Below are 23,693 nucleotides of genomic sequence, written 5' to 3' on the forward strand. Positions count from 1 at the left end.
AATTGAGCGCGAGGATATTGCACAAACGACATTGCCCATCACTTGGCCCGACGCAAGGCTAGGGTAAACCCGCTAATAGTGTGAAATTTTGGGCGTCAGTGAGGCGATTCGTATTCGCCCAGCCGCTTGAGTTCCGGCTCGGTGAAGCCTGCGGCCGTGCGCGCTGACAGATTAAACGGCGGCCTCAGCCTGGGGGCCTGGTGGGTGCGGGCCAGGTGCCGGTAGTGCGCGATGGGCTCCAGTCCCTGCTGCTGGCACAGCCAGCCATACCAGCGGTTGCCCACGGCCACGTGGCCGATTTCGTCGCGCAGGATGATGTCCAGCACCGCCACGGCGCTCAGGGCCGCCGGTGTGTTCACCTGCCGTAGCTTGTGCTGAATCAGCGGCGTGGCGTCCAGCCCGCGGGCCTCCAGCGTGCGCGGCACCAGGGCCATGCGGGCGGTCACGTCATCTTGTGTTTTCACGCACATCTCCCACAGGCCGTTGTGGGCCGGGAAGTCGCCATAGCCGTGCCCCAGGTCTTGCAGCAGATCGCTCACCAGCCCGAAGTGGTAAGCCTCTTCGTGGGCCACGCGCAGCCATTCGCGGTAATAGTCGGCGGGCATGCCCGCGAAGCGCCACACCGCGTCCAGGGCCAGGTTGATCGCGTTGAACTCGATGTGCGCAATGGCGTGCAGCATGGCCGCCAGGCCTTGTGGGGTGTAGGGCGAGCGGTGCGGCACTTCCATGGGCGGCACCAGCACCGGGCGCTCGGGGCGGCCGGGCAGGGGCGCTGCCGGCGCCGGTATGGCGCATGACGCGTCCAGCGCGGCCTCATCCTGGCCGGCCAGGGCCTGAAACCGCGCCCACAGCGCCTGGGTGGCCAGCACCTTCTGCGTAGGATCGGCCTGCAGCAGGGCAAGCAAGGCGGCTTCGCGCAGCGAGGGCTCGGCGGGGGAACTCTGGGGGGGCATCCCTACAATTCTAGGTTTCGACAACTCGACGGAGACAGTGGCATGGCGATTTACGCGCTCGATGGTTTGACCCCGCAAGTGGCCGACACCGCCTGGGTGGCCGACAACGCCCAGGTGATGGGCGAGGTGACGCTGGCGGCCGACAGCAGTGTGTGGTTCGGCGTGACCGTGCGCGGCGACACCGACGCCATTCACATTGGCGAGGGCAGCAACATCCAGGACGGCAGCGTGCTGCACGCCGACCACGGCATGCCGCTGACCATTGGCCGCCACGTCACCGTGGGCCACCAGGTGATGCTGCACGGCTGCACCATCGGCGACGAGTCGCTCATCGGCATTGGCGCCGTGGTGCTCAACGGCGCCAAGATCGGCAAGCATTGCCTGGTGGGCGCCGGCGCGCTGGTGACCGAGGGCAAGGAGTTCCCCGATGGCTCCATGATCCTGGGCAGCCCGGCGCGCGTGGTGAAAACGCTGTCGCCCGAGCAGATCGAAGGCCTGCGCGAGAGCGCGCAGCACTACATCGACAACGCCCGGCGTTTCCGCCAGGGCTTGAAAAAGATCGCGTAAGCCCGATCTGGGCCGTTTGTTTTCACGAGAGACCGCTTTGTCCGAACTTCACAAATTCGTTTTCGAGGGCCTGCCTGTGCGCGGCATGCTGGTGCGGCTGACCGACGTGTGGCAGGAAATCCTGCACCGCCGCGACCAGGCCGGGGGCTACCCCGCGGCGGTGACGGAGTTGCTGGGCGAAATGGCGGCCGCGGCCACGCTGATGCAGGCCAACATCAAGTTCAACGGCTCGCTCATCATGCAAATCATGGGCGACGGCCCGGTCAAGCTGGCCGTGGCCGAGGTGCAACCCGACCTCACGCTGCGCGCCACGGCCAAGGTCACGGGTGAGGTGGCCGAGGGCGTGCCGCTGTCGCACCTGGTGAACGTGAACAACCAGGGCCGCTGCGCCATCACGCTGGACCCCAAAGACCGACTGCCGGGCCAGCAGCCTTACCAGGGCGTGGTGCCGCTGCACGGCGACCGGCGCGAGAAGCTGGAGAAGCTCAGCGAGATCATTGAGCACTACATGCTGCAGAGCGAGCAGCTCGACACCCGGCTGGTGCTGGCCGCCAACGACAAAGTGGCCGCCGGTCTGTTGATCCAGCGCCTGCCTCTGCAGGGCGAGGCCAACCTGGCCGGTAGCGGCGTGGCCCGCTCGGACGAAGACCACATCGGCCGCAACGAAGACTACAACCGCATCGCTATTTTGGCGGGCAGCCTCAAGCGCGAAGAGCTGCTGGAGCTGGACGCCGACACCATCCTGCACCGCCTCTTCTGGGAAGAAGACGTGCGGCGTTTCGAGCCCCTGCAGGGCGAGAGCGGCCCGCGATTCGCCTGCACCTGCTCGCGCGAGCGCGTGGGCAACATGCTGAAGTCGCTGGGTCGCGAAGAGATCGAGTCCATCCTGCAAGAGCAGGGCGGCGTGTCGGTGGACTGCGACTTCTGCGGCGCGCGCTACGAGTTCGATCCGGTGGATGCCGCCCAGGTCTTCCTGCAGGCGGTGGAGCAGCCGCCGGGCAGCCAGCAGCAGCACTGAGCCAGGCCGCTCAGGCCGGCTCGCTGCCCAGCCCGCGTTGGCGCAGCAGGCCGGTGAAGAGTTTGTGCTCGCAGTCGGGGTCGCTGCAGTTCTCGCAACTCCAGCGGCCCGTGCCTTGTTCCCAGGCAGGGTCTGCGCTGACCAGTGGCATGCCCAGGCGGGCACCCACCACGCGCAAGGCGGCTTGTAATCGGGCCTCGTTCTGGCCGTACACCGGCGTGAAGCCAATGCCCGCGCCCTGCAGTTCGCGGCGCAAGATGGCGTCGCACACCTCACGCACCTGGGCGCTGTCGCGGAACAGGCCGTCGGGCACCCAGGGCAGGTCCAGGCCCATGAGCAGGGTCAGGTCCAGGCGGCGTTGGGCCGCCAGTGCCTCTGGCCAGAGGCTCGTGTCCTGGAAATACCACTCGCTGTAAACCGCCACCATCACCGCCGTGGTGTCGGCGACCACCACCTGTGCCCCACTTTGCTTGGCGGCTTCAATGCGCCGCGTTTGCTCGCGGGCCAGGTCGGCCTGTTCGTGGGCGTGGGGGGCGCGGCCGGCGGCTTCGCACCAGCTTCGCAAATGTTCGTCCACCAGCACCGTTTGAATGCCGGCGCCCTGCAGCCGCTTGGTGAGCTGGTGCGCCAGTGTGCTTTTGCCGCTCGATTCGCCCCCGAGCAGGGAGACCGTGAGCGCGGCCATGCGTCAGCGCTTGTTCTGCGCGATCTGGACGAAGACCTCGTTGGGCTTGACCATGCCCAGCTCGTGGCGGGCCAACTCTTCGACCATCTCCAGGCCGTCCTGCAGGTCGTGCACCTCGTTGGCGATGCGCTCGTTGCGCAGCCGGGCCTGCTGGTTGGCCTGTTCCTGCGCGGCCAGTTCGCGCTTCATCTCGGCCACCCGTGGCACGCTGCCACGGCCCAGCCAGAGCTGGGCATGCAGGATGGCCAGCAGGGCCACCAGCAAGGCCGGGATGAAGCGGTTGGCCATGGTGCGCGTTACTTCAGGTTGTAGAAGGCATCACGGCCGGGGTACACGGCCACGTCGCCCAGGTCTTCTTCGATGCGCAGCAACTGGTTGTACTTGGCCATGCGGTCCGAACGCGAGAGCGAGCCGGTCTTGATCTGGCCGGCGTTGGTGCCCACGGCAATGTCGCTGATGGTGCTGTCTTCCGTCTCGCCCGAGCGGTGGCTGATCACGGCGGTGTAGCCGGCGCGCTTGGCCATCTCAATCGCGGCGAAGGTCTCGGTGAGGGTGCCGATCTGGTTGATCTTGATCAGGATCGAGTTGCCGATGCCCTTGTCGATGCCTTCTTTCAGGATCTTGGTGTTGGTGACGAACAGGTCGTCGCCCACCAGCTGCACTTGCTTGCCCAGGCGATCGGTCAGCAGCTTCCAGCCGTCCCAGTCGCCTTCGGCCATGCCGTCTTCGATGGAGACGATGGGGTACTTGTCGCACCAGGTGGCCAGGATGTTGGTCCACTCTTCGGCGCTGAGCACCAGGCCTTCGCCTTCCAGGTGGTACTTGCCGTCCTTGTAGAACTCGCTGGCGGCGCAGTCCAGGCCCAGGGCGATCTGCTCACCCGGGGTGTAGCCAGCGTTGGCGATGGCTTCCAGAATCATCTGCAGCGCGGCTTCGTGGCTGGGCACGTTGGGGGCAAAGCCGCCTTCGTCGCCCACGGCAATGCTCATGCCCTTGTCGTGGATGATCTTCTTCAGGGCGTGGAACACCTCGGCACCCCAGCGCAGGGCCTCGCGGAAGCTCGGGGCGCCCACGGGGATGATCATCAGCTCTTGCAGGTCAAGGTTGTTGTTGGCGTGCGCGCCACCGTTGACCACGTTCATCATGGGCACGGGCATCTGCACCGCGCTCATGCCGCCAAAGTAGCGGTACAGCGGCAGGCCAGCTTCTTCAGCAGCGGCGCGGGCCACGGCCATGGACACGGCCAGCATGGCGTTGGCGCCCAGGCGGCTCTTGTTCTCGGTGCCGTCCAGGTCGATCAGGGTCTTGTCCAGGAAGGCCTGCTCGGAGGCGTCCAGGCCCAGCACGGCTTCGCTGATTTCGGTGTTGATGTGCTCAACGGCCTTCAGCACGCCCTTGCCCAGGTAGCGGCTCTTGTCGCCGTCGCGCAGCTCGATGGCCTCGCGCGAGCCGGTGGAGGCGCCCGAGGGCACGGCGGCACGGCCCATCACGCCGCTTTCCAGCAGCACGTCGCACTCGACGGTGGGGTTGCCGCGGCTGTCCAGCACTTCACGGCCAACGATGTCAACGATTGCGCTCATGGTTTCCTTTCGATCGGGGTTTTCAAAGAATCGGGTTCAGATGACCGGGGCGTCCACGCCCTCGACCAGAATCATGTTGAAAAAGGCGGTGGCGCCTTCGCGCTGGGCGCGGGCCTGGCGGTACTGCTCGCCCTCGTAGAAGGCCTTGGCCTGCTCATAGCTGGGAAAGCGCAGCATGGCCACGCGCGCGGGTTGCCACTGGCCCTCCAGCACCTCGAACTGGCCGCCGCGCACCAGGTATTCACCGCCCGCGGCCTTCACCGCGGCAGGGGCCTCGGCCATGTAACGCCGGTACTGGTCCATGTCGGTGATCTGCATGTCCACGATGAGGTAGGCGGCGGGCATGGGGCGCTCTCGGTGCGTCAGTTGAAGTGGTTTTCCAGGAAGCCGCTGCGCTTGGTCACGTCGTCCAGCGCCACCAGCGTTTCCAGCAGGGCCTTCATGTGGCGCAGCGGCACGGCGTTGGGGCCGTCCGACCAGGCCTCAGGCGGGTTGGGGTGCGTCTCCATGAAGAGGCCGGCCACGCCCACGGCCACGCCGGCACGGGCCAGCACCGGCACCATGTCGCGCGCCCCACCGCTTACGTTGCCCAGGCCGCCGGGCTTTTGCACCGAGTGGGTCACGTCGAACACCACCGGCGCGCCTGACTTGCGCATCTCGGCCAGGCTGGTCATGTCGGCCACCAGGTTGTTGTAGCCAAAGCTCACGCCGCGCTCGCAGGCCAGGAAGCGGTCTTCCGACAGGCCCGCTTCGCGCGCAGCGTCCCGGGCCTTGTCGATCACGTTCTTCATGTCCCAAGGGGCGAGGAACTGCCCCTTTTTGATGTTCACCGGCTTGCCCGACTGGGCCACGGCGCGAATGAAATCGGTCTGGCGGCAAAGGAAGGCCGGGGTCTGCAGCACGTCCACCACGCTGGCCACTTCGGCCACTTGCGACTCGTCGTGCACGTCGGTCAGCACCGGCAGGCCGGTCTGGCGGCGCACCTCGTCGAGGATCTTCAGGCCGGCGTCCAGGCCCACGCCTCGCTTGCTGCTGCCCGACGAGCGATTGGCCTTGTCGAACGAGCCCTTGTAGATCAGGGGAATGCCCAGTGCGGCACAGGTCTCTTTGAGCTGGCCCGCGACGTCCAGCGACATCTGCAGGCCCTCAATGGAGCAAGTGCCGGCGATCAGGAAGAAACGCTGGTCCAGGCCGACGTTGAAACCGCAGAGTTGCATGGTGGGTCGCCTCCGCTCAGGCCTTGGCGGCCTTCTGATGCTCCACCGCCGCCTTGATGAAGGCGTTGAACAGCGGGTGGCCGGCCCAGGGGGTGGACTTGAACTCGGGGTGGAACTGCACGCCGATGTACCAGGGGTGCACGCTGTGCGGCAGTTCGACGATCTCGGTCAGGTGCTCGCGCTGCGTCAGCGCCGAGATCACCAGGCCCGCCTTGCGCAACGGGTCGAGGTAGTTCACGTTGGCTTCGTAGCGGTGGCGGTGGCGCTCGGTCACCACGTCGCCGTAGATGCTGTGGGCCAGCGTGCCGGGGGCCACGTCGGAGCTTTGCGCGCCCAGGCGCATGGTGCCGCCCAGGTCGGAGCTGGCGTCGCGCTTCTGGATGCTGCCGTCCGCATCCTTCCATTCGGTGATGAGGGCGATGACGGGGTGCTTGCAGTCCGGGTCGAACTCGGTGCTGTTGGCGCCTTCGAGGCCCGCCACATGGCGCGCGTATTCGATGGTGGCCACCTGCATGCCCAGGCAGATGCCCAGGTAGGGCACCTTGTGCTCGCGCGCATAGCGGGCGGTGTTGATCTTGCCTTCCACGCCGCGCTGGCCGAAGCCGCCGGGCACCAGGATGGCGTCGTAACGGGCCAGCTTCTCGGCGGCGTCCGGGCCTTCCATGGTTTCGGAATCGACATGGTCGATCTTCACGCGCACATGGTTCTGCATGCCGGCATGGCGCAGCGCCTCGTTGACCGACTTGTAGCTGTCGGACAGATCGACGTATTTGCCGACCATGGCGATGCAGACCTCGCCCTGCGGGTGCTCGGTCTCATGCACCAGCGCGTCCCAGCGCTTGAGGCTGGTGGGCGGGGTGTTCAGGCGCAGCTTGTCGCAGATCAGGCCGTCCAGGCCCTGCTCGTGCAGCATGCGCGGCACCTTGTAGATGGTGTCCACGTCCCACATGCTGATCACGCCCCACTCGGGCACGTTGGTGAACAGCGAAATCTTGGCGCTTTCCTCTTCGGGAATGCGGCGGTCGGCGCGGCACAGCAGCGCGTCGGGCTGAATACCGATCTCGCGCAGCTTCTGCACCGTGTGCTGGGTGGGCTTGGTTTTCAGTTCACCGGCCGCGGCGATCCAGGGCAGGTACGTGAGGTGCACGAAGGCCGTGTTGTTCGGGCCCATGCGCAGGCTCATCTGGCGCACCGCCTCCAGGAAGGGCAGCGACTCGATGTCGCCCACGGTGCCGCCTATCTCGACGATGGCCACGTCCACCGCCTCGGGGGTGTCCACGCCAGCGCCGCGCTTGATGAATTCCTGGATTTCGTTGGTGACGTGCGGGATCACCTGCACCGTCTTGCCCAGGTAGTCGCCGCGGCGCTCCTTCTCCAGCACCGACTGGTAGATCTTGCCGGTGGTGAAGTTGTTGGACTTCTTCATGCGCGTTTCGATGAAACGCTCATAGTGGCCCAGGTCAAGGTCGGTTTCGGCGCCGTCGTCGGTGACGAACACCTCGCCGTGCTGGAAGGGTGACATGGTGCCCGGGTCCACGTTGATGTACGGGTCGAGCTTGATGAGGGTGACGTTGAGGCCGCGCGACTCCAGCAGCGCGGCGAGGGATGCAGAAGCAATGCCCTTGCCCAGGGAGGACACCACACCGCCGGTGACGAACACAAATTTGGTCATGTCTCGGGCGAGCCAAGTGCTCGCAGGAGGTGGAAATGGGAATTATAAGTGGGCCCCCCAGCCCAGCCAGGTGCCCTCGGGGTGACCAGGAATTGCCATGTGTGCTGCTACATTGCGCGCCATGAATGACCTTGCTGGCAAACACATCGTCCTGGGCCTGTCTGGAGGCATCGCCTGTTACAAGTCGGCCGAGCTGTGCCGGGGCCTGATCCGCGCGGGCGCCACGGTGCAGGTGGTGATGACCGAGGCGGCCTGCCAGTTCATCACGCCGGTGACCATGCAAGCCCTCTCGGGGCGGCCGGTGGTGGTGTCGCAATGGGACGCGCGCGAGGGCAACAACATGCCCCACATCAACTTCAGCCGCGAGGCTGATGCCATTGTGGTGGCGCCGGCCAGCGCCGATTTCATCGCCAAGCTGGCCCAGGGTCGGGCAGACGAGCTCTTGTCGCTGATGTGCCTGGCCCGGCCGAGTGGCACGGTGCCACTGCTGTTGGCGCCGGCCATGAACCGCGAGATGTGGGCCCACCCCGCCACGCAACGCAACCTGGCCCAGGTGCAGGCCGATGGCGCGCAGGTGCTGGGCGTGGGCGTGGGCGACCAGGCCTGCGGCGAAACCGGCGATGGCCGCATGCTGGAGCCCGACGAGTTGCTGGACGAAATCGTGGCCCGCTTCCAGCCCAAGCTGCTGCGTGGGGAGCACGTGCTGGTGACCGCCGGCCCCACCTTCGAGGCCATCGACCCCGTGCGCGGCCTCACCAACCTCTCCAGCGGCAAGATGGGTTTCGCCATCGCCCGGGCCGCCCGCGAGGCGGGTGCCCAGGTCACCCTGGTCACGGGGCCGGTGGCCCTGCCCACGCCGCGCGGCGTGCAGCGGGTGGACGTGCGCTCGGCCCTGCAGATGCAGGCGGCGGTGCAGGCGGCCGCGCCGCAGGCCAGCGTGTTCGTGGCGGCGGCCGCAGTGGCCGACTGGCGCCCGGCCACCTCGGCCGACCAGAAGATCAAGAAGGACGGCTCGGGTGACGTGCCCGCGCTGCACTTTGTGGAGAACCCCGACATCCTGGCCGGTGTGGCCGCCAGCGAGCGGGCCCGCAGCGGCGCCTTGTATTGCGTGGGGTTTGCCGCCGAGAGCCACGACCTGCTGGCCCACGCCCAGGCCAAGCGCCAGCGCAAGGGCGTGCCCCTGCTGGTGGGCAACATCGGCCCCGAGACCTTCGGGCGCGACGACAACACCCTGCTGCTGGTGGACGAGCGCGGCAGCATCGAGCTGCCCCGTGGCCCCAAGCTGGGCTTGGCGCGTCAGCTCGTGGCCGAGATCGCACGCCGCCTCGCGCGCTGAACGGCCTCGGCCGCACGGGCCGGGAGGCAAGGGGCTGGGCTATGATTCATCAATAAGCATGCACTTATTGATGCAAGACCCAGGAGACCGCCCATGAGCCCGATCGATTCCCCCGCCGTGTCCAACCGCCGCCAGTGGCTGCGCCATGTGGGAGGCCTGGGCCTCGGCGCGGCCGCGTTGGCGGCGGTGCCCGAGGTGCGCCTGTTTGCCCAGCAGGTGCAAGAGTTCATTGCCGGCCCGCCCATGCCCGACATCGCGCCGCAGCAACTCAGCCAGCGCGTGTGGCTGATCTACGCCAAGGACGGTTTCCCCACCGAGGCCAACCAGGGAATGATGGCCAACGTCACCTTCGTGGTGACGAAGAAGGGCGTGGTGGTGCTGGACAGCGGTGGTTCGCTGCAGATTGGCCAGATGGCCATTCGCATGATCAAAAAGGTCACTTCCCTGCCGGTGGTGGCGGTGCTCAACAGCCACTACCACGGTGACCACTGGCTGGGCAACCACGCCTTCGTCGAGGCCTATGGCAAAGACCTGCCCATCTACGCGCTGGCCCACACCCGCGAGCAAATCGCCGGTGCCGAGGGCAGCCTGTGGCGCAGCCTGATGGAGCGCTGGACCAACCAGGCCACCCTGGGCACGCAGGTGGTGGCGCCCAACCGCACGGTGGAACACGGCCAGGTGCTCGACTTTGGCGACACCCAGATTCGCCTGCACCACTACGGCCGCGCGCACACGCCGTCCGACCTGTGCATGGAGGTGGTGCAAGACAAGCTCACCTACGTGGGCGACATCGCCATGGACAACCGCATCGCCAACATGGACGACGGCTCCTACGTGGGCACTTTCAAGTACTACGAGGCGCTGCAGAAGGCCACGGGCGATCAGCTCTGGCTGCCGGGCCACGGCGTGGCCAGCCGCGACCTGCTGCGCCGCTACGGCGACTTCATGGCCGGCATCTACGAGCCTTGCCTGAAGGCGGTGAAAGACGCCGCCCCGGTGGAGGCTGCCCGCGCCGCCGTGCTGGCCGACCCGCGCGTGGCCAGCCGCGCCAAGACCATGCAGGGCTTTGACAGCAACATTGGCAAGTACGTGAGCCTGGCCTACCTGGAGGCCGAGAAAGAGGCGTTCTGATCGCGGGCCCGGGCCCGGCTCAGTCCCACCAGGGCAGCAGGCGCTTCATGGCGGCCACCTCGCCGCAGTGGTCGGGCGCGTAGCCCGGCAAGCCACCCAGGCGCTGTTGCCAGGCGTTGCTGCGCAGGCGGCGCAGCAGGGCCTGAAGCGGCGGCGTGTCGAGCGCGCTTTTCAGGCAGACCAGCAGGTAGCGCTCCTCGGTCAGGGGCACGAAATCCAGGCCTTGCGCACTGGCCGCGTACTCGGTGCCCAGGCCCACGTCGGCGCTGCCGCTGGCCACGGCCGTGGCCACCGCCGCGTGCGAGCTTTCCACCCGCTCGTAACCGGCGATGTCTTGCGGCGGCAGTTCGGCCTGGGCCAGCAGCTCATCGAGCAGCAGGCGCGTGCCAGTGCCTTTCGCGCGGTTGACGAAACGGGCCTGAAGGCGGGCCACGTCTTGAATGGTTCGCAGGCGCAGCGGGTTGCCGCGCGCCACCATCAGGCCCTGGGCGCGGCGGGCAAAACCGATGATCTTGTGCAGACCGGGCTTGAGCAGCGGCCGGTAGGTGCGCGCGCTCAGGCTGCCCGCTGCGGCGAAGGGCTGGGTGTGGAAGCCCGCCAGTTGGCATCGGCCCTCGTTCAGGGCACGAATCGCGTCCACGCTGCCGCAGAAGCGGATGTCCAGGTGCAGCGGCGGATCGCCGCGCTGGGGGCCGGGCTCAGCGGCAGCGAACTCTTGCAGCTCGATCAGGGCGTGGTCGTGGCTGGCGTACAGGGTGATGAGTTCGCTCGGGCCTTCCGATGGGTGCCCATCCAGCGCCACGGCAAAGGCCCGCTCCAGCTCGGCGCGCAGGCTCTCCAGTTGCGGGCCCAGGCGCGCCTGCGCCAGGCGCTCGGCCGCCAGCAGGCGCTCGCCGAAAGGCGTGAGGCGGGCGGCCTGACCGCGTTCCCAGAAGATGAGGGCCTGGCCGAGGTCGGCCTCCCATTCCTTGAGCTGGCCCCACACGTGCCGGTACGACAAGCCCTGCATGCGCGCCGCGCCCGAGATGGAGCCGCTGGCCTGCACCGCGTGCAGCACGTCCATCATGGGGTTGCGCAGCAGGGCCGGGCGGTCGGTGCGGCGGGGGCTCAGGGAGTAGGACAGCTCAATCTTGCGCATGAACGGGGAGTGTGCCGCAAGCGGCTCAGGGCTGGCCTTGCAGCCTATGCAGGCCAATTCATATGAAGTAATTGCGTACTGCAACGGCGGGGGAACTTGGCTAAGCTCCCGGCCCTTATGAACACGTTTGCCGACAGCGTGAGCACCGCGCTGCAATTGGTCTGGGCCGGAGACGCCGCCTTGTGGTCGGTGGTGACGCGCTCGCTCGCCGTGAGCGCCACCGCCTGCCTGATCGCCTGCAGCGCGGGCTTGCTGCTGGGCGCCTGGCTGGCCTCGGCGCGCTTTCCGGGCCGCGAGTGGGTGCTCACGGTGCTCAACACCTTGCTGGCCATTCCCTCGGTGGTGGTGGGCCTGGTGATTTACCTGCTGCTGTCGCGTTCGGGGCCGCTGGGCCACCTGGGCTGGTTGTTCAGTTTCCAGGCCATGGTGCTGGCGCAATCGGTGCTGGTGCTGCCCCTGGTCACGGCGCTCACCCGGCAGGTGGTGGAAGACGCTGACCGCAGCCATGGCGAACAGCTGAGGTCGATGGGCGCCGGCACGGCGGTGCGCAGCCTGCTGCTGGCCTGGGACGAGCGCTACGCCTTGCTGACGGTGGTGATCACCGCCTTCGGCCGCGCCGTGTCCGAGGTGGGCGCGGTGATGATCGTGGGCGGCAACATCGACGGCTTCACCCGGGTCATGACCACCGCCATCGCGCTGGAGACCAGCAAGGGCGACCTGCCTCTGGCCCTGGGCCTGGGCATCGTGCTGCTGGCGGTGGTGCTGCTGCTCAATGCCGTGGTCTCGGGCTTGCGGCGCTGGCGCGAGCGCGCCGATGGCACGGGGCCCGTGGTGGTGCTGGCATGAGTGGCCTGCCCGTGGTGACCCCGGTGGCCCTGGCCCAGCCCTGCTTTGACCTGAAGGCCGTGCAGGTGCGCCTGGGCCGTGGGCCGGTGCCCACCTTGCACGACATTCGCCTGTGCATTCGCCCCGGTGAGCGCGTGGCCCTGGTGGGCGCCAACGGCAGCGGCAAAAGCACCTTGCTGCGCGCCTTGCACGGCCTGCTGCCGCTGAGCGCGGGCGAGATGCTCACGCCACCGCGCCAGCGCGTGGCCATGCTGTTTCAGCGGCCGCACCTGTTGCGCATGAACGTGTTGCGAAACATCGCCCTGGGCCTGTGGCTGCAGGGCATGCCCTGGAAGGCGGCCAAGGAACGCGCCCAACTGGCCCTGCAAAAGGTGGAGTTGTCGGCGGTGGCCGGGCGCAGCGGCCGGGCTTTGTCGGGCGGGCAACAGCAGCGCGTGGCGCTGGCGCGCGTGTGGGCGATCGACCCCGATGTGTGGCTGCTGGATGAGCCCACCGCCAGCCTGGACCCGCACGCCAAGCGCGAGGTCGAGGCCCTCATCGACGCCTTCACCGGCCACGCTGCCAACGGCCGCGCCACCCCGCCCACGCTGGTGTTCAGTAGCCACAACCTCGGCCAGGTCAAGCGCCTGGCCACGCGCGTGGTGTACCTAGAACAAGGCCACCTGCTGGCCGACCTGCCGGTGCGCGACTTTTTCGATCACGACCTGTTGCGGGCGCACTGCCCGCAAGCCCATTTGTTTGTTCAAGGAGAAAGCCTGTGATTGCCTTCCAACGCCTCGCCATCGCCACCGCCATTGGTGCGGCCAGCCTGCTGGCCAGCGCCAGCGCCCTGGCCCAGAGCATCGTGGTGGCCTCCACCACGTCCACCGAGCAGTCGGGCCTGTTCGGCCACCTCCTGCCAGCCTTCAAGAAGGCCACCGGCATCGACGTGAAGGTGGTAGCCCTGGGAACCGGCCAGGCCATCGACATGGCCCGCCGTGGCGACGCCGACGTGCTGTTCGTGCACGACAAGGTGGCCGAAGAGAAGTTCGTGGCCGATGGCTTCGCGGCCAAGCGTTTTGAGGTGATGTACAACGACTTCGTGCTGATCGGCCCCAAGGCCGACCCGGCGCAGACCAAGGGCAGCGACATCGTGGCGGCGCTGAAGAAGGTGGCCGCCGCCAACGCGCCCTTCGTGTCGCGCGGCGACAAGAGCGGCACCCACGCGGCCGAGCTGCGCTTCTGGAAGATGGCCGAAAGCGATGCCAACAAGGGCAGCGGCTACAAGGAGTGCGGCTGCGGCATGGGCCCGGCCCTGAACATCGCCGCCAGCGCGCCCACCGGCGCCTACGTGCTGTCCGACCGCGGCACCTGGCTGAGCTTCAAGAACCGCGCCGACCTGACCGTGCTGGTGGAGGGCGACAAGCGCCTGTTTAACCAATACGGCATGATGCTGGTGAGCGCCGCCAAGCACCCGCAGGTGAAGACGGCCGAGGGCCAGAAGTTCGTGGACTGGGTCACCGGCCCGGCCGGCCAGGCGGCGATTGCGGCATACAAGATCGGCGGCGAGCAGTTGTTTTTCCCGAACGCCACGAAATAAGGCTCGCCCCCGCGTCGCTTCGAGTTGAGGCGACTTCGCCGCCGATCGGGAAGACAATGGCCCCCTCCCAGCCCAACGAGAAAGGCACAGCCATGAAAGGCGACCCCAAAGCCATCGCGCACCTGCAGGCGCAACTCAAGAACGAGCTGACCGCCATCAACCAGTACTTCGTGCACTACCGCATGCTCAAGCACTGGGGCCTGGACAAGCTGGCGGCCAAGGAATACAGCGAGTCGATCGGCGAGATGAAGCACGCCGACGCCTTGATGGACCGCATCTTCACCCTCGACGGCCTGCCCAATCTGCAAGACCTGGGCAAGCTCAAGATTGGCGAAGACGTGCCGGAGATCTTGCGCTGTGACCTGGCGCTGGAAACGGCGGCGCAGGCCACCATCAAAGAGGGCATTGCCCACTGCGAGTCGGTGCGCGATTACGTCTCGCGCGACCTGCTGCAGCACATCCTGGACGACACCGAGGAGCACATCGACTTCCTCGAAACCCAGATCGAGCTGATCGACAAGGTGGGCCTGCCCAACTACCTGCAAAGCCAGATGGGCTCGGTGAGCTGAGCCCGTCCAGCCGGCCCGACCGGCGGCGGCTCACTGGCTTGTGTTCGCGAATGAGAGGAATTATCATTCGCGACATCCAAGCCAGTTTTTCTGTCCGCCATGATTGTTTGTGTGTGCCGCCGCGTCAGCGACAAAACCATCGCGCATTGCGCCCGCTCGGGCATGGCGTTTGACGACATTCAGTTGGAACTGGGCGTGGCCACCCAGTGCGGCCAGTGCGAGGGCTGCGCCCGCGCCGTGTGGGCCGAGTGCGCCCCGGGCCAGCCGGTGGCCCACTTGCAGCGCGAGCCGCTGGACGCGCGCCAGGTGCTCAGCGTCTGAGCGAGGCGGCCACCACGGCCAGCCTCAGCGCACCATGGCCACCCCTTTGATCTGCGCCCACACCGCCCGGCCGGGCCGAATGCCCAGCCGCGCGGCCGATGCCTGCGTGATGCGCGACAGCAGCCGCGTGCCGGGCGCCTCACCCACCTGAAGCCCCACCAGCACCTGGGCCGGGCCATCGGGGCTCAGGTCGGTGACGGTGGCGGGCAGCACGTTCACCACGCTGCTCTGCTCGGGTGGCACCAGGGACAGCGTCACGTCGCGCGCCTGCACCCGAACGCGCACCCGGCGCCCCACGGCGGGGGGCTCTTGGCGGGCGCGGGGCAGCCAAAGCGCGCCGCCCTCGAAGCGCAGGCGGTCCATGCCGGGTTCGTCGCTGGCCGCCACCTCGGCGGCCACCAGGGCGCTGGCGCCGTCGCCATGGGCCAGGGGCAGGTCGGAGCGGGCCAGCAGCTCGGCCACCGGGCCCTGGGCCTGCACGCGGCCGGCTTGCAGCAGCACGAGCTGGTCGCCCAGGCGCAAGGCTTCGTCGAGCGAGTGGGTCACGTAGAGCACGGGAATGTCCAGCGCCTCGTGCAGCTGCTCCAGCCAGGGCAGGATGTCGCCCTTGCGCGTGGCGTCCAGCGCGGCCAGGGGCTCGTCCATCAGCAGCACGCGCGGGCTGTTGGCCAGGGCGCGTGCAATGGCCACGCGCTGGCGCTCGCCACCCGAGAGTTCGTGCGGGCGGCGCTGCAGCAGGTGCTCGATGCCCAGCAGCGCCAAGCCGTGGTCCCAGGCGTGGCGGCGCTGGGTGGCGGGCGTGCGGTCAAAGCCATAGCGCAGGTTGGCCTGCACGGTCAGGTGATCGAACAGGCTGGCCTCTTGGAACACATAACCCAGCGGGCGCCGGTGCGTGGGCAGAAAACGGCGTTGCGCGCTGTCTTGCCAGACCTCGCCGCCCACCTCCACGCGGGCCTGTGCCTTGGGCTCCAGCCCGGCCAGCACGCGCAGGCAGGTGGTTTTGCCCGAGCCCGAGGGGCCGAACAACACGGTCACCCCCTGGCCCGGCAGGCGCAGGTCAATGTCCAGCGAGAAGTCGCCCCGGTCCAGGCGGGCTTGCAGCCGCAGTTCGGTTGGGCTCATGGTCGCGGCCCCGTGGCGCGCCGCTGCACCAGTTGCAGCACCAGCAGCACGCAAAAGGCAAAGGCCAGCATGAGCGCGGCCAGGCGGTGGGCGTCGCCGTATTGCAGGGCCTCGACGTGGTCGTAGATCTGCACCGACACGGTTCGCGTCACGCCGGGAATGTTGCCGCCCACCATCAACACCACGCCGAACTCGCCCACGGTGTGGGCAAAGGCCATCACCACGCCAGCGATCAGGCCGGGCCGGCACAGGGGCAGCACCACGGTGAAGAAGCGGTCCAGTGGCGAGGCGCGGAGGGTGGCGGCGGCTTCCAGGGCGCGCGGGTTGAGCGACTGCATGGCCGTCAGCACCGGCTGCACCATGAAGGGCAGCGAATAGAAGACCGAGGCCACCACCAGCCCGCTGAAGCTGAAGGTGAGCAGGCCCCAGCCCATGGCCTGCGTCCACTGGCCCACCGGCCCATTGGGGCCAAGGGCGACCAGCACATAAAAGCCCAGCACCGAGGGCGGCAGCACGAACGGCAGGGCCACCAGCGCGCCCACCGGGTGGCGCCAGAACGAGCGCGAGGTGGCCAGCCACCAGGCCAGCGGCACGCCCAGCACCAGCAGGATGGCGGTGGTGGTGGTGGCGACCTTGAGCGTCAGGCCAATGGCTTGCCAGTCGTCGGGGGTGAGCATCAGAAGGTGTAGCCGAAGGAACGGATCAGGTCTTGGCCGGCCGGGCTTTGCATCAGCTTCACCAGCGCGCGGGCGGCTTCATTGCGGGCGCCGCGCTTGAGCAGCACGGCGTCCTGGCGGATCGGCTCATGGTACTGGGCCGGTACCACCCACATCGAGCCACTCTTGAGACGGCCACCTTCCAGCACCTGAGACAGGGCCACGAAGGCCAGTTCGGCGTTGCCGGTGTGGGCGAAGTTGTAGGTCTGCGCGATGCTTTCGCCCTGCACCAGGCGCGGCGCCAGGGCCTGGGTCAAGCCAAGTTGTGCCAGGGTTTGCATGGCCGCCGCGCCATACGGCGCGGTGCGCGGGTTGGCCACGGCCAGGCGGCGCCAGCCGTCTTGGCGCAGCACCTGCCCTTGTTTGTCCACCAGGTCGGGCCGGGCCGACCACAGCACCAACTGGCCGGTGGCGTACAGGAAGCGGCTGCCGGGCACGGTGAGGCCTTCGCTCTCGGCCTTGGCCACTGTGGCCTGGTCGGCCGCCAGGAACAGGTCGAACGGGGCGCCGTTGGCGATCTGGGCGTAGAGCCGGCCCGTGGCGCCCACCACGATCTCCAGCCGGTGGCCGGTGGTTTTCTCCAGCACGGCGGCCAGGGCACGCAGGGGCTCGGCGAAGTTCGCGGCCACCGCCACCGTGGCCTGGGCGGCCTGGGCCGACCACGAGGCCAGCAACAGGGCGGCGGTGCTCAGGAAAAGGCGGAGGTGTCGTGAGAACATGCGGGCTCCTTGCAGCGCCAAGACAGTCGCTATTCCAAAATAGAATAGCGCGCAGTATAGCGGCCACCCCTTGTCCATGCCCGTTTCGCCCCTTCCCCAGATGCCCCTTGCGGGGCTGCCCGACGCATTGAGCGATGCCAGCGCCGACAAGCGCCTGGACGTGCTGCGCCATATCGCGGGCGGCGCGTCCATTTCGCAGGCCGCACGGGAGTGCGGCATCAGCTACAAGGCGGCGTGGCAGGCGCTGGAAACCCTCTCGGCCCTGAGCGGGCAGGTGCTGGTGGAGCGCAGCGTGGGCGGCGCGGGTGGCGGTGGGGCGCGCATCACGCCCGCGGGCGAGCAGTTGCTGCAACTGGCCGATGCCCTGGCGCAAGCGCGGGCGGCGGTGCTGGCGCGTTTCGCCGGCCAAGCCGGTCTGGCGCTGGGGCTGGGCCTTCGCACCAGCATGCGCAACCAGTTGGCCTGCCGGGTCGAGGCCTTGCACGCCGAGTCGGACCAAGACCCCACGGTGTGGGTGCGGGCGCGCACCGCAGGGGGCGTGCGGCTGTGCGCCAGCGTCACCCGCGAGAGCGCCGATCTGCTGGGCCTGGCCCCCGATGCGCAGGTGCTCTTGCTGTGCAAAGCCACGGCGGTGTCGGTGGGCCCAGCGCATGGCGAGGCCACGCTGGCCGAGGGCGAGTGGGCGGTCTGCCGCTTCAACGGTGTGGTGGAGCGCGTCACCCCGGGCCTTGAGCGCGACGAGGTGGTGCTGGCTTTGCCGGGCGGTGGCCACTGGGTGGGGTTTGCGCCACACCCCTTCGCCCTGGCGCCGGGCCAGCCGGCGGGCGCCTCGGTGGCGGCTTCGGCGGTGGTGGTGGCCCTGGGCTGAAGGCCGTCAGCGCCGCTTGGCGTTGAGCTTGCGGTAGAGGGTGGCGCGGCTGATGCCCAAGGCGCGCGCGGCGTCCATCACGTTGCCGCCAGCGTCGTCCACCGCCTTGCGGATGAGGGCGGTTTCCACGTCTTTCAGGGGCAGGCCATGGGCACTGGCGCTGCGCCGCTGCCCGGGCGTGGCGTCGCGCCGGGTTTGGGCCAGCACCTGCACCCGCAGGCCCGACCACAGTGGCAGTTCGGTGCCGGCCTTGCCGTGGCGGGCGGCATCGAACAGGCCATCGATGGGCAAGGCGAAGTGGGCACTGGCGTGGCCGGGCGGGGTGCCGGGGGCAATGTCCAGCATCTCGGCGGCCGGGCGGTTCAGGCCTGTGATCTGGCCATCGGCGTCCAGGCAGACCAGGCCATCGCTGTCGTCTCCCAACACGCGCCCAGGCCAGTTCAGGCGCAGCAGCAACTCATGGGGCTGGGCCAGGGTGAGGGCGTTTTCGATGGTGCGCGCGGCCTGCGAAACCAGGTGCTTCAAGGCGGGCTGCTCGGGCACGGCCACGCCGGTGAGGTCAAGCATGCCCACGCATTTGCCACCCGGGCCCCAGATGGGCGCGCCGGCGCAGCTGTAGACGCTGGTGTCGTCAAAGAAGTGCTCGCCCCGGTGCAGCCACACCGGTTGTTGCTCGGCCAGGGTGGCACCGATGGCGGTGGTGCCCACGGTGGCTTCTGACAGGTCCAACCCGACGCGGGCAATGCGCGTGGCGCGGGGATCTTGGTGGTCAATGGGGCCGTTCACGTCGATCACCACGCCGCGCGCGTCGGTGAGCAGGGTGAAGTAGCGGGTGTGGGCCACGGCGCGCGAGAGCGAGCGCAGCACGGGCGCGGCGGCTTGCAGCAGCCATTGGTTGTGCTCCAGCGCCTGGCGCACGCCCGAGGGCGTGACGGCCTGGAATTCCACCGCGCGGGTGGGCTCCAGGCCGCGCTCCAGGCAGCGCTGCCAGGAGCGCTGCAGCCAAGGGGCCAGCGCCGGGGCCGGCCCCGCCTCGCGGGCCAGCAGAAATCGCCGCCGTGCCTGGTCGATCAGGGCCAGACGGTCGGCGGCGCCATGGTGGGGGAGGGCGTGTGCAGCCATGTCAGCGGCCATTACACCAGCGGTGACGGCCGGACGCGAGGCATCACCGTGTCGTCGGCCTCAGGGCTTTCCCGAGGGTGGAAGGCTCAGGCGCTGGCCGGTGGCGGCGGTCAGCGCCGCGAGGTCGGCCGGCTCGTCCAGGTCTTGCACATGGGCCAGCGCGTGGGCCGCCCAAGTGGCCACCTGTTCGGGGTGCTCGCGCCGCCAGGCCTTCACGCCGCCACGGCCCCGGGCATGCAGGGTGGCGCAGCCCTGGGCGTCCAGCACGATGGGGTGGCCGGGCTGGCCTTGCACCGTGGGCACCAGGGCTTGCGCGCCGGCCGGGCGCTGCTCGAAGGCGTCAAGGGCGGCGCGCAGGTGCGCGGCTTGCAGGCCGGGCTGGTCGGCCAGCAGCACCAGCAGGCGCTCGGGCCAGGGGCCTTGCTGCGCGATGGCGGCCAGGCCCAGGTGCAGCGAGTCGGTGGGGTCGGGCCCGGGCTGGGGGTTGGTCACCGCCTGGGGCCGCTCTTGCGCAGGCCATTGGGCGATGGAGGCCGCCAAGCGCTCGGCGTGGTGGCCCAGCACCACCACGGCCTCTTGGGCGCCGGCCTGGCGGGCGGCGAGCAGCAGGCGTTGCCACAGGGGCTGGCCGTCCACCTCGATCAGGGGCTTGGGCACGAAGCCCATGCGCGAGCCGGCGCCAGCGGCCAGCAGCAGGGCGCAGAGGCGGCGGGGACTGGTCATAGGGCTCAGGCCGCGCGCGGCACGCCGCAGACCGGCGCGCTGGCCAGCGCGCCTTCGGCGTCTTTGGCCGGGCCCACCGCCACGCTGCTGGGCAGGATCACGCCGTTCTTGGTGGCCAGCACCTCGGCCATCACGCTCACCGCGATTTCGGGCGGGGTCTTGCTGCCGATGTACAGGCCGATGGGCCCACGCAGGCGCGCCAGGCTCTCGTCGGTCTGGCCAAAGTGCTCGATGAGGCGCTGGCGGCGGGCCTCGTTGTTGCGCCGCGAGCCGATGGCGCCGATGTAGAAGGCCTCGGTCTCCAGGGCCTCGATGAGCGCCAGGTCATCGAGCTTGGGGTCGTGGGTGAGCGCGATCACGCAGGTGCGCCGGTCCACGCCGAAGGTGCGCACCAGGTCGTCGGGCATTTCCTTCGAGAGCGTCACGCCGGGCACGCGCCAGCCTTCGCGGTATTCCTCGCGCGGGTCGCACACCGTGACCTCAAAACCGCTGAACAAAGCCATGGTGCTGAGGTACTCGGTGAGCTGCCCGGCGCCAATGAGCAGCATGCGGTACTCGGGGCCGAAGGTGTTGTGCAGCACGCCGCCTTCTTCGCGCAGCGGCGCGGGCGCGGTCAGCGGGGTGAGGGTGACGGCGCCGCTGCCCAGGTGGGTGCTGCGCTGCATGAGCTGGCCACGCGCGAGTTGCTCCAGCAGGGCTTGCAGGCTGGCGGGGTCGGGGTCGAACTCCAGCACCAGTTCCAGTGTGCCGCCACAAGGCAGGCCAAAGCGGTGTGCCTCGTCGGCCGTGACCCCGTAGGTCACGCGCTCGGGCGGTCCGGTGGGGATGTCGTGCGTGAGGCCGGTGGTGGCGCTGTGCGGTGCGTGCACGCGGCTGTAGCGGTAGATCAGGTCGTCTTCGATGCAGCCACCGGAGACCGAGCCCACCACCGCGCCGTTCTCGCACAAGGCCATGGTGGAGCCCACCGGGCGGGGCGACGAGCCCCAGGTGCGCACCACGGTGGCCAGCAGGGCGCGGTGCCCTTGGGCGCGCCACTGGTGCAGGGTGCGCAGAACGGTGACGTCAAGGTTTTCCATGCTCAATGAAAGTGGGTGAAGGACGCGACCCGCGCGTGCAGGGCCTGGTGCTGTCCCCGTTGGGTGAACCGGGTGCCGGGCGCGAAGAACCGGTGATTCTGCCCCTGTGCCCAAGGTCGGGCCTGTTGGCGGTGGGATGGCCCTTCATCGGCAGGGTGCGGCTGGCGGGCGGCATGGCGGCGGGCCTTGTCTCAATTTGAGACTTTTCCCGAAACCGCTTTCCCGACCAGGGAAAACCCTCAGCAGTACCCGTGGGCGTACCCCAACAATCGTATGCAGAGAACTGCATAAGACCCGGCAGCGCGCAGTCTCTGCCCCACCTGGAGACCCACATGCAAAAAATCCTTCACATCAACCCGGACAAGTGCACCGGGTGCCTGCAGTGCGAGATGGCCTGCTCGTTCGAGAACTACGGCACCTACGCCACCTCGAAGTCGCGCATCAAGGTGTTCGACTTCCACCACACCGGCAAGAAGGTGCCCTACACCTGCACCCAGTGCGACGAGGCCTGGTGCCTGCACGCCTGCCCGGTGGAGGCCATCACGGTGGACAAGCTCACCGGCGCCAAGGTGGTGAACGACAGCACCTGCGTGGGTTGCAAGGTGTGCACCATCGCCTGCCCCTTCGGCACCATCAACTACGTGCAGGAAACCGGCAAGGTCCAGAAGTGCGACCTCTGCGGTGGCGACCCGGCCTGCGCCGACGCCTGCCCAACCGGCGCCATCACCTTCATCGACGCCAACTGGACCGGCCTGGACAAGATGAAGCAGTGGGCCGACAAGCTGGGCAACCAGCCTTCCGCCGCCTGAGCCCGAACCATTTAGGAGAACGATCATGTCGTGGGCTGGAAAAATCCTTCGCGTCAACCTCACCGCTGGCACCGTCAAGTCCGAGCCGCTGAACATGGAGTGGGCGCATGCCTACCTGGGCTCGCGCGGGCTGGGCAGCAAATACCTCATCAGCGAGATCGACCCCAAGGTCGATCCGCTCTCGCCCGAGAACAAGCTGATCTGGGCCACCGGGCCCCTCACCGGCACCATGGCCTCCACCGGCGGGCGCTACACCGTCATCACCAAAGGCCCGCTCACGGGCGCCATCGCCTGCTCGAACTCGGGCGGCTACTGGGGTGCCGAGCTGAAGATGGCCGGCTGGGACATGGTCATCGTCGAGGGCAAGAGCCCCACGCCGGTGTACCTCTACATCAACGACGACGTGGCCGAGCTGCGCGATGCGTCTTCGCTGTGGGGCCAGAGCGTCTGGAAGACCGAAGAGGCGCTGAAGACCTCGCTGCAAGACCCGCTGACGCGTGTGTCCAGCATCGGCCCGGCCGGTGAGAACGGCGTGCTCTACGCCGCCATCGTCAACGACCTGCACCGTGCCGCCGGCCGCTCTGGCGTGGGCGCGGTGATGGGCAGCAAAAACCTCAAGGCCATTGCGGTGCGCGGCACCAAGGGCGTGGGCAACATCCGCGACCCCAAGGCCTTCATGAAGGTCACCTTCGAGAAGAAGAAGATCCTGGCCGAGAACCCGGTGACGGGCCAGGGCCTGCCCACCTACGGCACCCAGGTGCTGATGAACGTGATCAACGAAATGGGTGCCCTGCCCACGCGCAACCACCGCGAGGTGCAGTTCGAAGGCGCCAAGGACATCTCGGCCGAGGCCATGGCCACGCCGCGCGAGACCGATGGCAAGAAGCACCTGGTGACCAACCAGGCCTGCTTCGGCTGCACCATCGCCTGCGGGCGCATCAGCAAGATGGACGAGAGCCACTTCACGGTGCAGAACAAGCCGCAGTACTGGGGCGCCAATGGCGGCCTGGAGTACGAAGCCGCCTGGGCGCTGGGCGCGGCCAACGGCGTGAACGACCTGGAGGCCCTGCAGTACGCCAACCTGCTGTGCAACGAGTACGGCATGGACCCGATCAGCTTTGGTGCCACCGTGGGCGCGGTGATGGAGCTGTACGAGATGGGCGTGCTCACCAAAGAGCAGATCGGCGTGGACGCGCCCTTCGGCTCGGCCGCCGCGCTGGCGGCCTTCGCCGAGATGGTGGGCAAGGCCGAGGGCTTTGGCAAAGAGATCGCCCAGGGCTCGGCCCGCCTCACCAAGAAGTACGGCCACCCCGACCTGTCGATGAGCGTGAAGGGCCAGGAATTCCCGGCCTACGACGGCCGCGCCATCCAGGGCATCGGCCTGGCCTACGCCACCAGCAACCGCGGTGCCTGCCACCTGCGCGGCTATACCATCGCCTCTGAGGTGCTGGGCATTCCCGTGAAGACCGACCCGGTGGAGAGCGAGGGCAAGCCCGAGCTGGTGAAGGCCTTCCAGGACGCCACCGCCGCCTTCGACTCGTCTGGCCTGTGCGTCTTCACCACCTTCGCCTGGGGCGTGGCCGACCTGGCCCCGCAGTTGCAGGCCGCCTGCGGTGAGCAGTACACCACCGAAGAGCTGGAGAAGATTGGCGAACGCATCTGGAACATGGAGCGCGAGTTCAACAACGCCGCCGGCTTCACCAAGGCCGACGACTCGCTGCCCAAGCGCCTGCTGACCGAAGCCGCCAAGACTGGTGCCTCCAAGGGCATGGTCAGCAAGCTGCCCGAGATGCTGCCCAAGTACTACGCCGTGCGCGGCTGGGACAGCGAAGGCCGCCCCACCGCCGACACCAAAGCCCGCCTGGGCCTCTGAGCCCCGGCCTTGCAACCATGGAGAAGCGGTCCGCGTGACCGCTTCTTTCTTGG

General features: G+C 68.3%; 26 protein-coding genes. 12 read left to right on the forward strand and 14 right to left on the reverse strand.

The window, feature by feature from the left end; genetic code table 11:
- Positions 1–95: 95 nt before the first annotated feature.
- Positions 96–953 (reverse strand): ferritin-like domain-containing protein, encoded by an 858-nt coding sequence (locus tag ACE3RQ_RS06935; protein ID WP_374521229.1) that lies wholly within the window; start codon positions 951–953, stop codon positions 96–98.
- A gap of 42 nt (positions 954–995) precedes the next feature.
- Here ACE3RQ_RS06935 and ACE3RQ_RS06940 point away from each other — a divergent pair, with 42 nt between their 5' ends.
- Positions 996–1,520, forward strand: a complete 525-nt coding sequence (locus ACE3RQ_RS06940) for a gamma carbonic anhydrase family protein (RefSeq protein ID WP_374521230.1) — start codon at positions 996–998, stop codon at positions 1,518–1,520.
- 37 nt (positions 1,521–1,557) lie between these two features.
- On the forward strand, positions 1,558–2,538 hold the full coding sequence (locus tag ACE3RQ_RS06945) for an Hsp33 family molecular chaperone HslO (protein WP_374521231.1): 981 nt from the start codon (positions 1,558–1,560) through the stop codon (positions 2,536–2,538).
- Positions 2,539–2,548: 10 nt separating this feature from the next.
- Here the strand turns inward: ACE3RQ_RS06945 and ACE3RQ_RS06950 are convergent, their stop codons facing one another.
- Genes ACE3RQ_RS06950 through ACE3RQ_RS06975 form a run of 6 tightly spaced genes read right to left on the reverse strand, consistent with a single transcriptional unit; the run spans position 2,549 to position 7,692 of the window.
- A complete protein-coding gene (locus ACE3RQ_RS06950; RefSeq protein ID WP_374521232.1) occupies positions 2,549–3,223 on the reverse strand; it encodes an AAA family ATPase in 675 nt (224 codons plus the stop codon).
- Between the two features lie 3 nt (positions 3,224–3,226).
- Positions 3,227–3,511, reverse strand: coding sequence for a cell division protein FtsB (ftsB, locus tag ACE3RQ_RS06955; RefSeq protein WP_374521233.1), 285 nt, complete (start codon positions 3,509–3,511; stop codon positions 3,227–3,229).
- A gap of 8 nt (positions 3,512–3,519) precedes the next feature.
- Positions 3,520–4,803, reverse strand: coding sequence for a phosphopyruvate hydratase (gene eno, locus ACE3RQ_RS06960; RefSeq protein ID WP_374521234.1), 1,284 nt, complete (start codon positions 4,801–4,803; stop codon positions 3,520–3,522).
- Between the two features lie 36 nt (positions 4,804–4,839).
- On the reverse strand, positions 4,840–5,148 hold the full coding sequence (locus ACE3RQ_RS06965; RefSeq protein ID WP_374521235.1) for a DUF1330 domain-containing protein: 309 nt from the start codon (positions 5,146–5,148) through the stop codon (positions 4,840–4,842).
- 17 nt (positions 5,149–5,165) lie between these two features.
- Complete coding sequence (kdsA, locus tag ACE3RQ_RS06970; RefSeq protein WP_374521236.1) at positions 5,166–6,020, reverse strand: 3-deoxy-8-phosphooctulonate synthase; 855 nt, start codon at positions 6,018–6,020, stop codon at positions 5,166–5,168.
- Positions 6,021–6,036: 16 nt separating this feature from the next.
- On the reverse strand, positions 6,037–7,692 hold the full coding sequence (locus ACE3RQ_RS06975; RefSeq protein ID WP_374521237.1) for a CTP synthase: 1,656 nt from the start codon (positions 7,690–7,692) through the stop codon (positions 6,037–6,039).
- A 121-nt stretch (positions 7,693–7,813) separates the two neighbouring features.
- Here ACE3RQ_RS06975 and coaBC point away from each other — a divergent pair, with 121 nt between their 5' ends.
- Positions 7,814–9,028, forward strand: a complete 1,215-nt coding sequence (gene coaBC, locus ACE3RQ_RS06980) for a bifunctional phosphopantothenoylcysteine decarboxylase/phosphopantothenate--cysteine ligase CoaBC (RefSeq protein WP_374521238.1) — start codon at positions 7,814–7,816, stop codon at positions 9,026–9,028.
- 93 nt (positions 9,029–9,121) lie between these two features.
- Positions 9,122–10,159: an MBL fold metallo-hydrolase gene (locus ACE3RQ_RS06985; protein ID WP_374521239.1), complete on the forward strand. Its 1,038-nt coding sequence runs from the start codon at positions 9,122–9,124 to the stop codon at positions 10,157–10,159.
- Positions 10,160–10,178: 19 nt separating this feature from the next.
- Here the strand turns inward: ACE3RQ_RS06985 and ACE3RQ_RS06990 are convergent, their stop codons facing one another.
- On the reverse strand, positions 10,179–11,297 hold the full coding sequence (locus tag ACE3RQ_RS06990; RefSeq protein ID WP_374521240.1) for a substrate-binding domain-containing protein: 1,119 nt from the start codon (positions 11,295–11,297) through the stop codon (positions 10,179–10,181).
- Between the two features lie 117 nt (positions 11,298–11,414).
- Here ACE3RQ_RS06990 and ACE3RQ_RS06995 point away from each other — a divergent pair, with 117 nt between their 5' ends.
- The 5 genes from ACE3RQ_RS06995 to ACE3RQ_RS07015 all read left to right on the forward strand — a co-directional run bounded on the left by ACE3RQ_RS06995 (position 11,415) and on the right by ACE3RQ_RS07015 (position 14,612).
- A complete protein-coding gene (locus ACE3RQ_RS06995) occupies positions 11,415–12,143 on the forward strand; it encodes an ABC transporter permease (RefSeq protein ID WP_374521241.1) in 729 nt (242 codons plus the stop codon).
- Entirely contained in the window at positions 12,140–12,904 is a 765-nt protein-coding gene (locus ACE3RQ_RS07000) for an ATP-binding cassette domain-containing protein (RefSeq protein WP_374521242.1), read from the forward strand. The genes ACE3RQ_RS06995 and ACE3RQ_RS07000 overlap by 4 nt, the downstream gene beginning before the upstream one ends.
- Positions 12,901–13,722 (forward strand): substrate-binding domain-containing protein, encoded by an 822-nt coding sequence (locus ACE3RQ_RS07005; RefSeq protein WP_374521243.1) that lies wholly within the window; start codon positions 12,901–12,903, stop codon positions 13,720–13,722. Before ACE3RQ_RS07000 ends, ACE3RQ_RS07005 begins: the two co-directional genes overlap by 4 nt.
- Positions 13,723–13,814: 92 nt before the next feature.
- Positions 13,815–14,291, forward strand: a complete 477-nt coding sequence (bfr, locus tag ACE3RQ_RS07010; protein WP_374521244.1) for a bacterioferritin — start codon at positions 13,815–13,817, stop codon at positions 14,289–14,291.
- 99 nt (positions 14,292–14,390) lie between these two features.
- Complete coding sequence (locus tag ACE3RQ_RS07015) at positions 14,391–14,612, forward strand: bacterioferritin-associated ferredoxin (RefSeq protein ID WP_374521245.1); 222 nt, start codon at positions 14,391–14,393, stop codon at positions 14,610–14,612.
- Between the two features lie 24 nt (positions 14,613–14,636).
- Here ACE3RQ_RS07015 and modC read toward each other — a convergent pair whose 3' ends face one another.
- Genes modC through modA form a run of 3 tightly spaced genes read right to left on the reverse strand, consistent with a single transcriptional unit; the run spans position 14,637 to position 17,169 of the window.
- Positions 14,637–15,734 (reverse strand): molybdenum ABC transporter ATP-binding protein, encoded by a 1,098-nt coding sequence (modC, locus tag ACE3RQ_RS07020; protein WP_374521246.1) that lies wholly within the window; start codon positions 15,732–15,734, stop codon positions 14,637–14,639.
- Positions 15,731–16,414 carry a molybdate ABC transporter permease subunit gene (gene modB, locus ACE3RQ_RS07025; protein ID WP_374521447.1) on the reverse strand — a complete coding sequence of 228 codons (684 nt, stop codon included), beginning with the start codon at positions 16,412–16,414 and terminating at the stop codon, positions 15,731–15,733. Before modB ends, modC begins: the two co-directional genes overlap by 4 nt.
- Positions 16,411–17,169, reverse strand: coding sequence for a molybdate ABC transporter substrate-binding protein (gene modA, locus ACE3RQ_RS07030; RefSeq protein WP_374521247.1), 759 nt, complete (start codon positions 17,167–17,169; stop codon positions 16,411–16,413). The genes modB and modA overlap by 4 nt, the downstream gene beginning before the upstream one ends.
- A 76-nt stretch (positions 17,170–17,245) precedes the next feature.
- Between modA and ACE3RQ_RS07035 the strand changes: the two genes are divergently transcribed.
- The gene (locus tag ACE3RQ_RS07035) at positions 17,246–18,037 is read left to right on the forward strand and encodes a TOBE domain-containing protein (RefSeq protein ID WP_374521248.1); all 792 of its coding nucleotides are present in this window, start codon (positions 17,246–17,248) and stop codon (positions 18,035–18,037) included.
- 6 nt (positions 18,038–18,043) lie between these two features.
- Here ACE3RQ_RS07035 and ACE3RQ_RS07040 read toward each other — a convergent pair whose 3' ends face one another.
- The 3 genes from ACE3RQ_RS07040 to ACE3RQ_RS07050 are packed head-to-tail and all read right to left on the reverse strand — an operon-like array spanning position 18,044 to position 20,958.
- A complete protein-coding gene (locus ACE3RQ_RS07040) occupies positions 18,044–19,159 on the reverse strand; it encodes a helix-turn-helix domain-containing protein (RefSeq protein WP_374521249.1) in 1,116 nt (371 codons plus the stop codon).
- 60 nt (positions 19,160–19,219) lie between these two features.
- Positions 19,220–19,882 carry an NTP transferase domain-containing protein gene (locus ACE3RQ_RS07045; protein WP_374521250.1) on the reverse strand — a complete coding sequence of 221 codons (663 nt, stop codon included), beginning with the start codon at positions 19,880–19,882 and terminating at the stop codon, positions 19,220–19,222.
- A gap of 5 nt (positions 19,883–19,887) precedes the next feature.
- Positions 19,888–20,958: an XdhC family protein gene (locus tag ACE3RQ_RS07050; protein WP_374521251.1), complete on the reverse strand. Its 1,071-nt coding sequence runs from the start codon at positions 20,956–20,958 to the stop codon at positions 19,888–19,890.
- Positions 20,959–21,290: 332 nt separating this feature from the next.
- Between ACE3RQ_RS07050 and ACE3RQ_RS07055 the strand changes: the two genes are divergently transcribed.
- Complete coding sequence (locus tag ACE3RQ_RS07055; protein ID WP_374521252.1) at positions 21,291–21,767, forward strand: 4Fe-4S dicluster domain-containing protein; 477 nt, start codon at positions 21,291–21,293, stop codon at positions 21,765–21,767.
- Between the two features lie 25 nt (positions 21,768–21,792).
- Positions 21,793–23,640 carry an aldehyde ferredoxin oxidoreductase family protein gene (locus ACE3RQ_RS07060; RefSeq protein ID WP_374521253.1) on the forward strand — a complete coding sequence of 616 codons (1,848 nt, stop codon included), beginning with the start codon at positions 21,793–21,795 and terminating at the stop codon, positions 23,638–23,640.
- Positions 23,641–23,693: the final 53 nt, after the last annotated feature.

Origin of the sequence: Hydrogenophaga sp. (genome assembly GCF_041913525.1) — a bacterium.
GTDB lineage: Bacteria > Pseudomonadota > Gammaproteobacteria > Burkholderiales > Burkholderiaceae_C > Hydrogenophaga.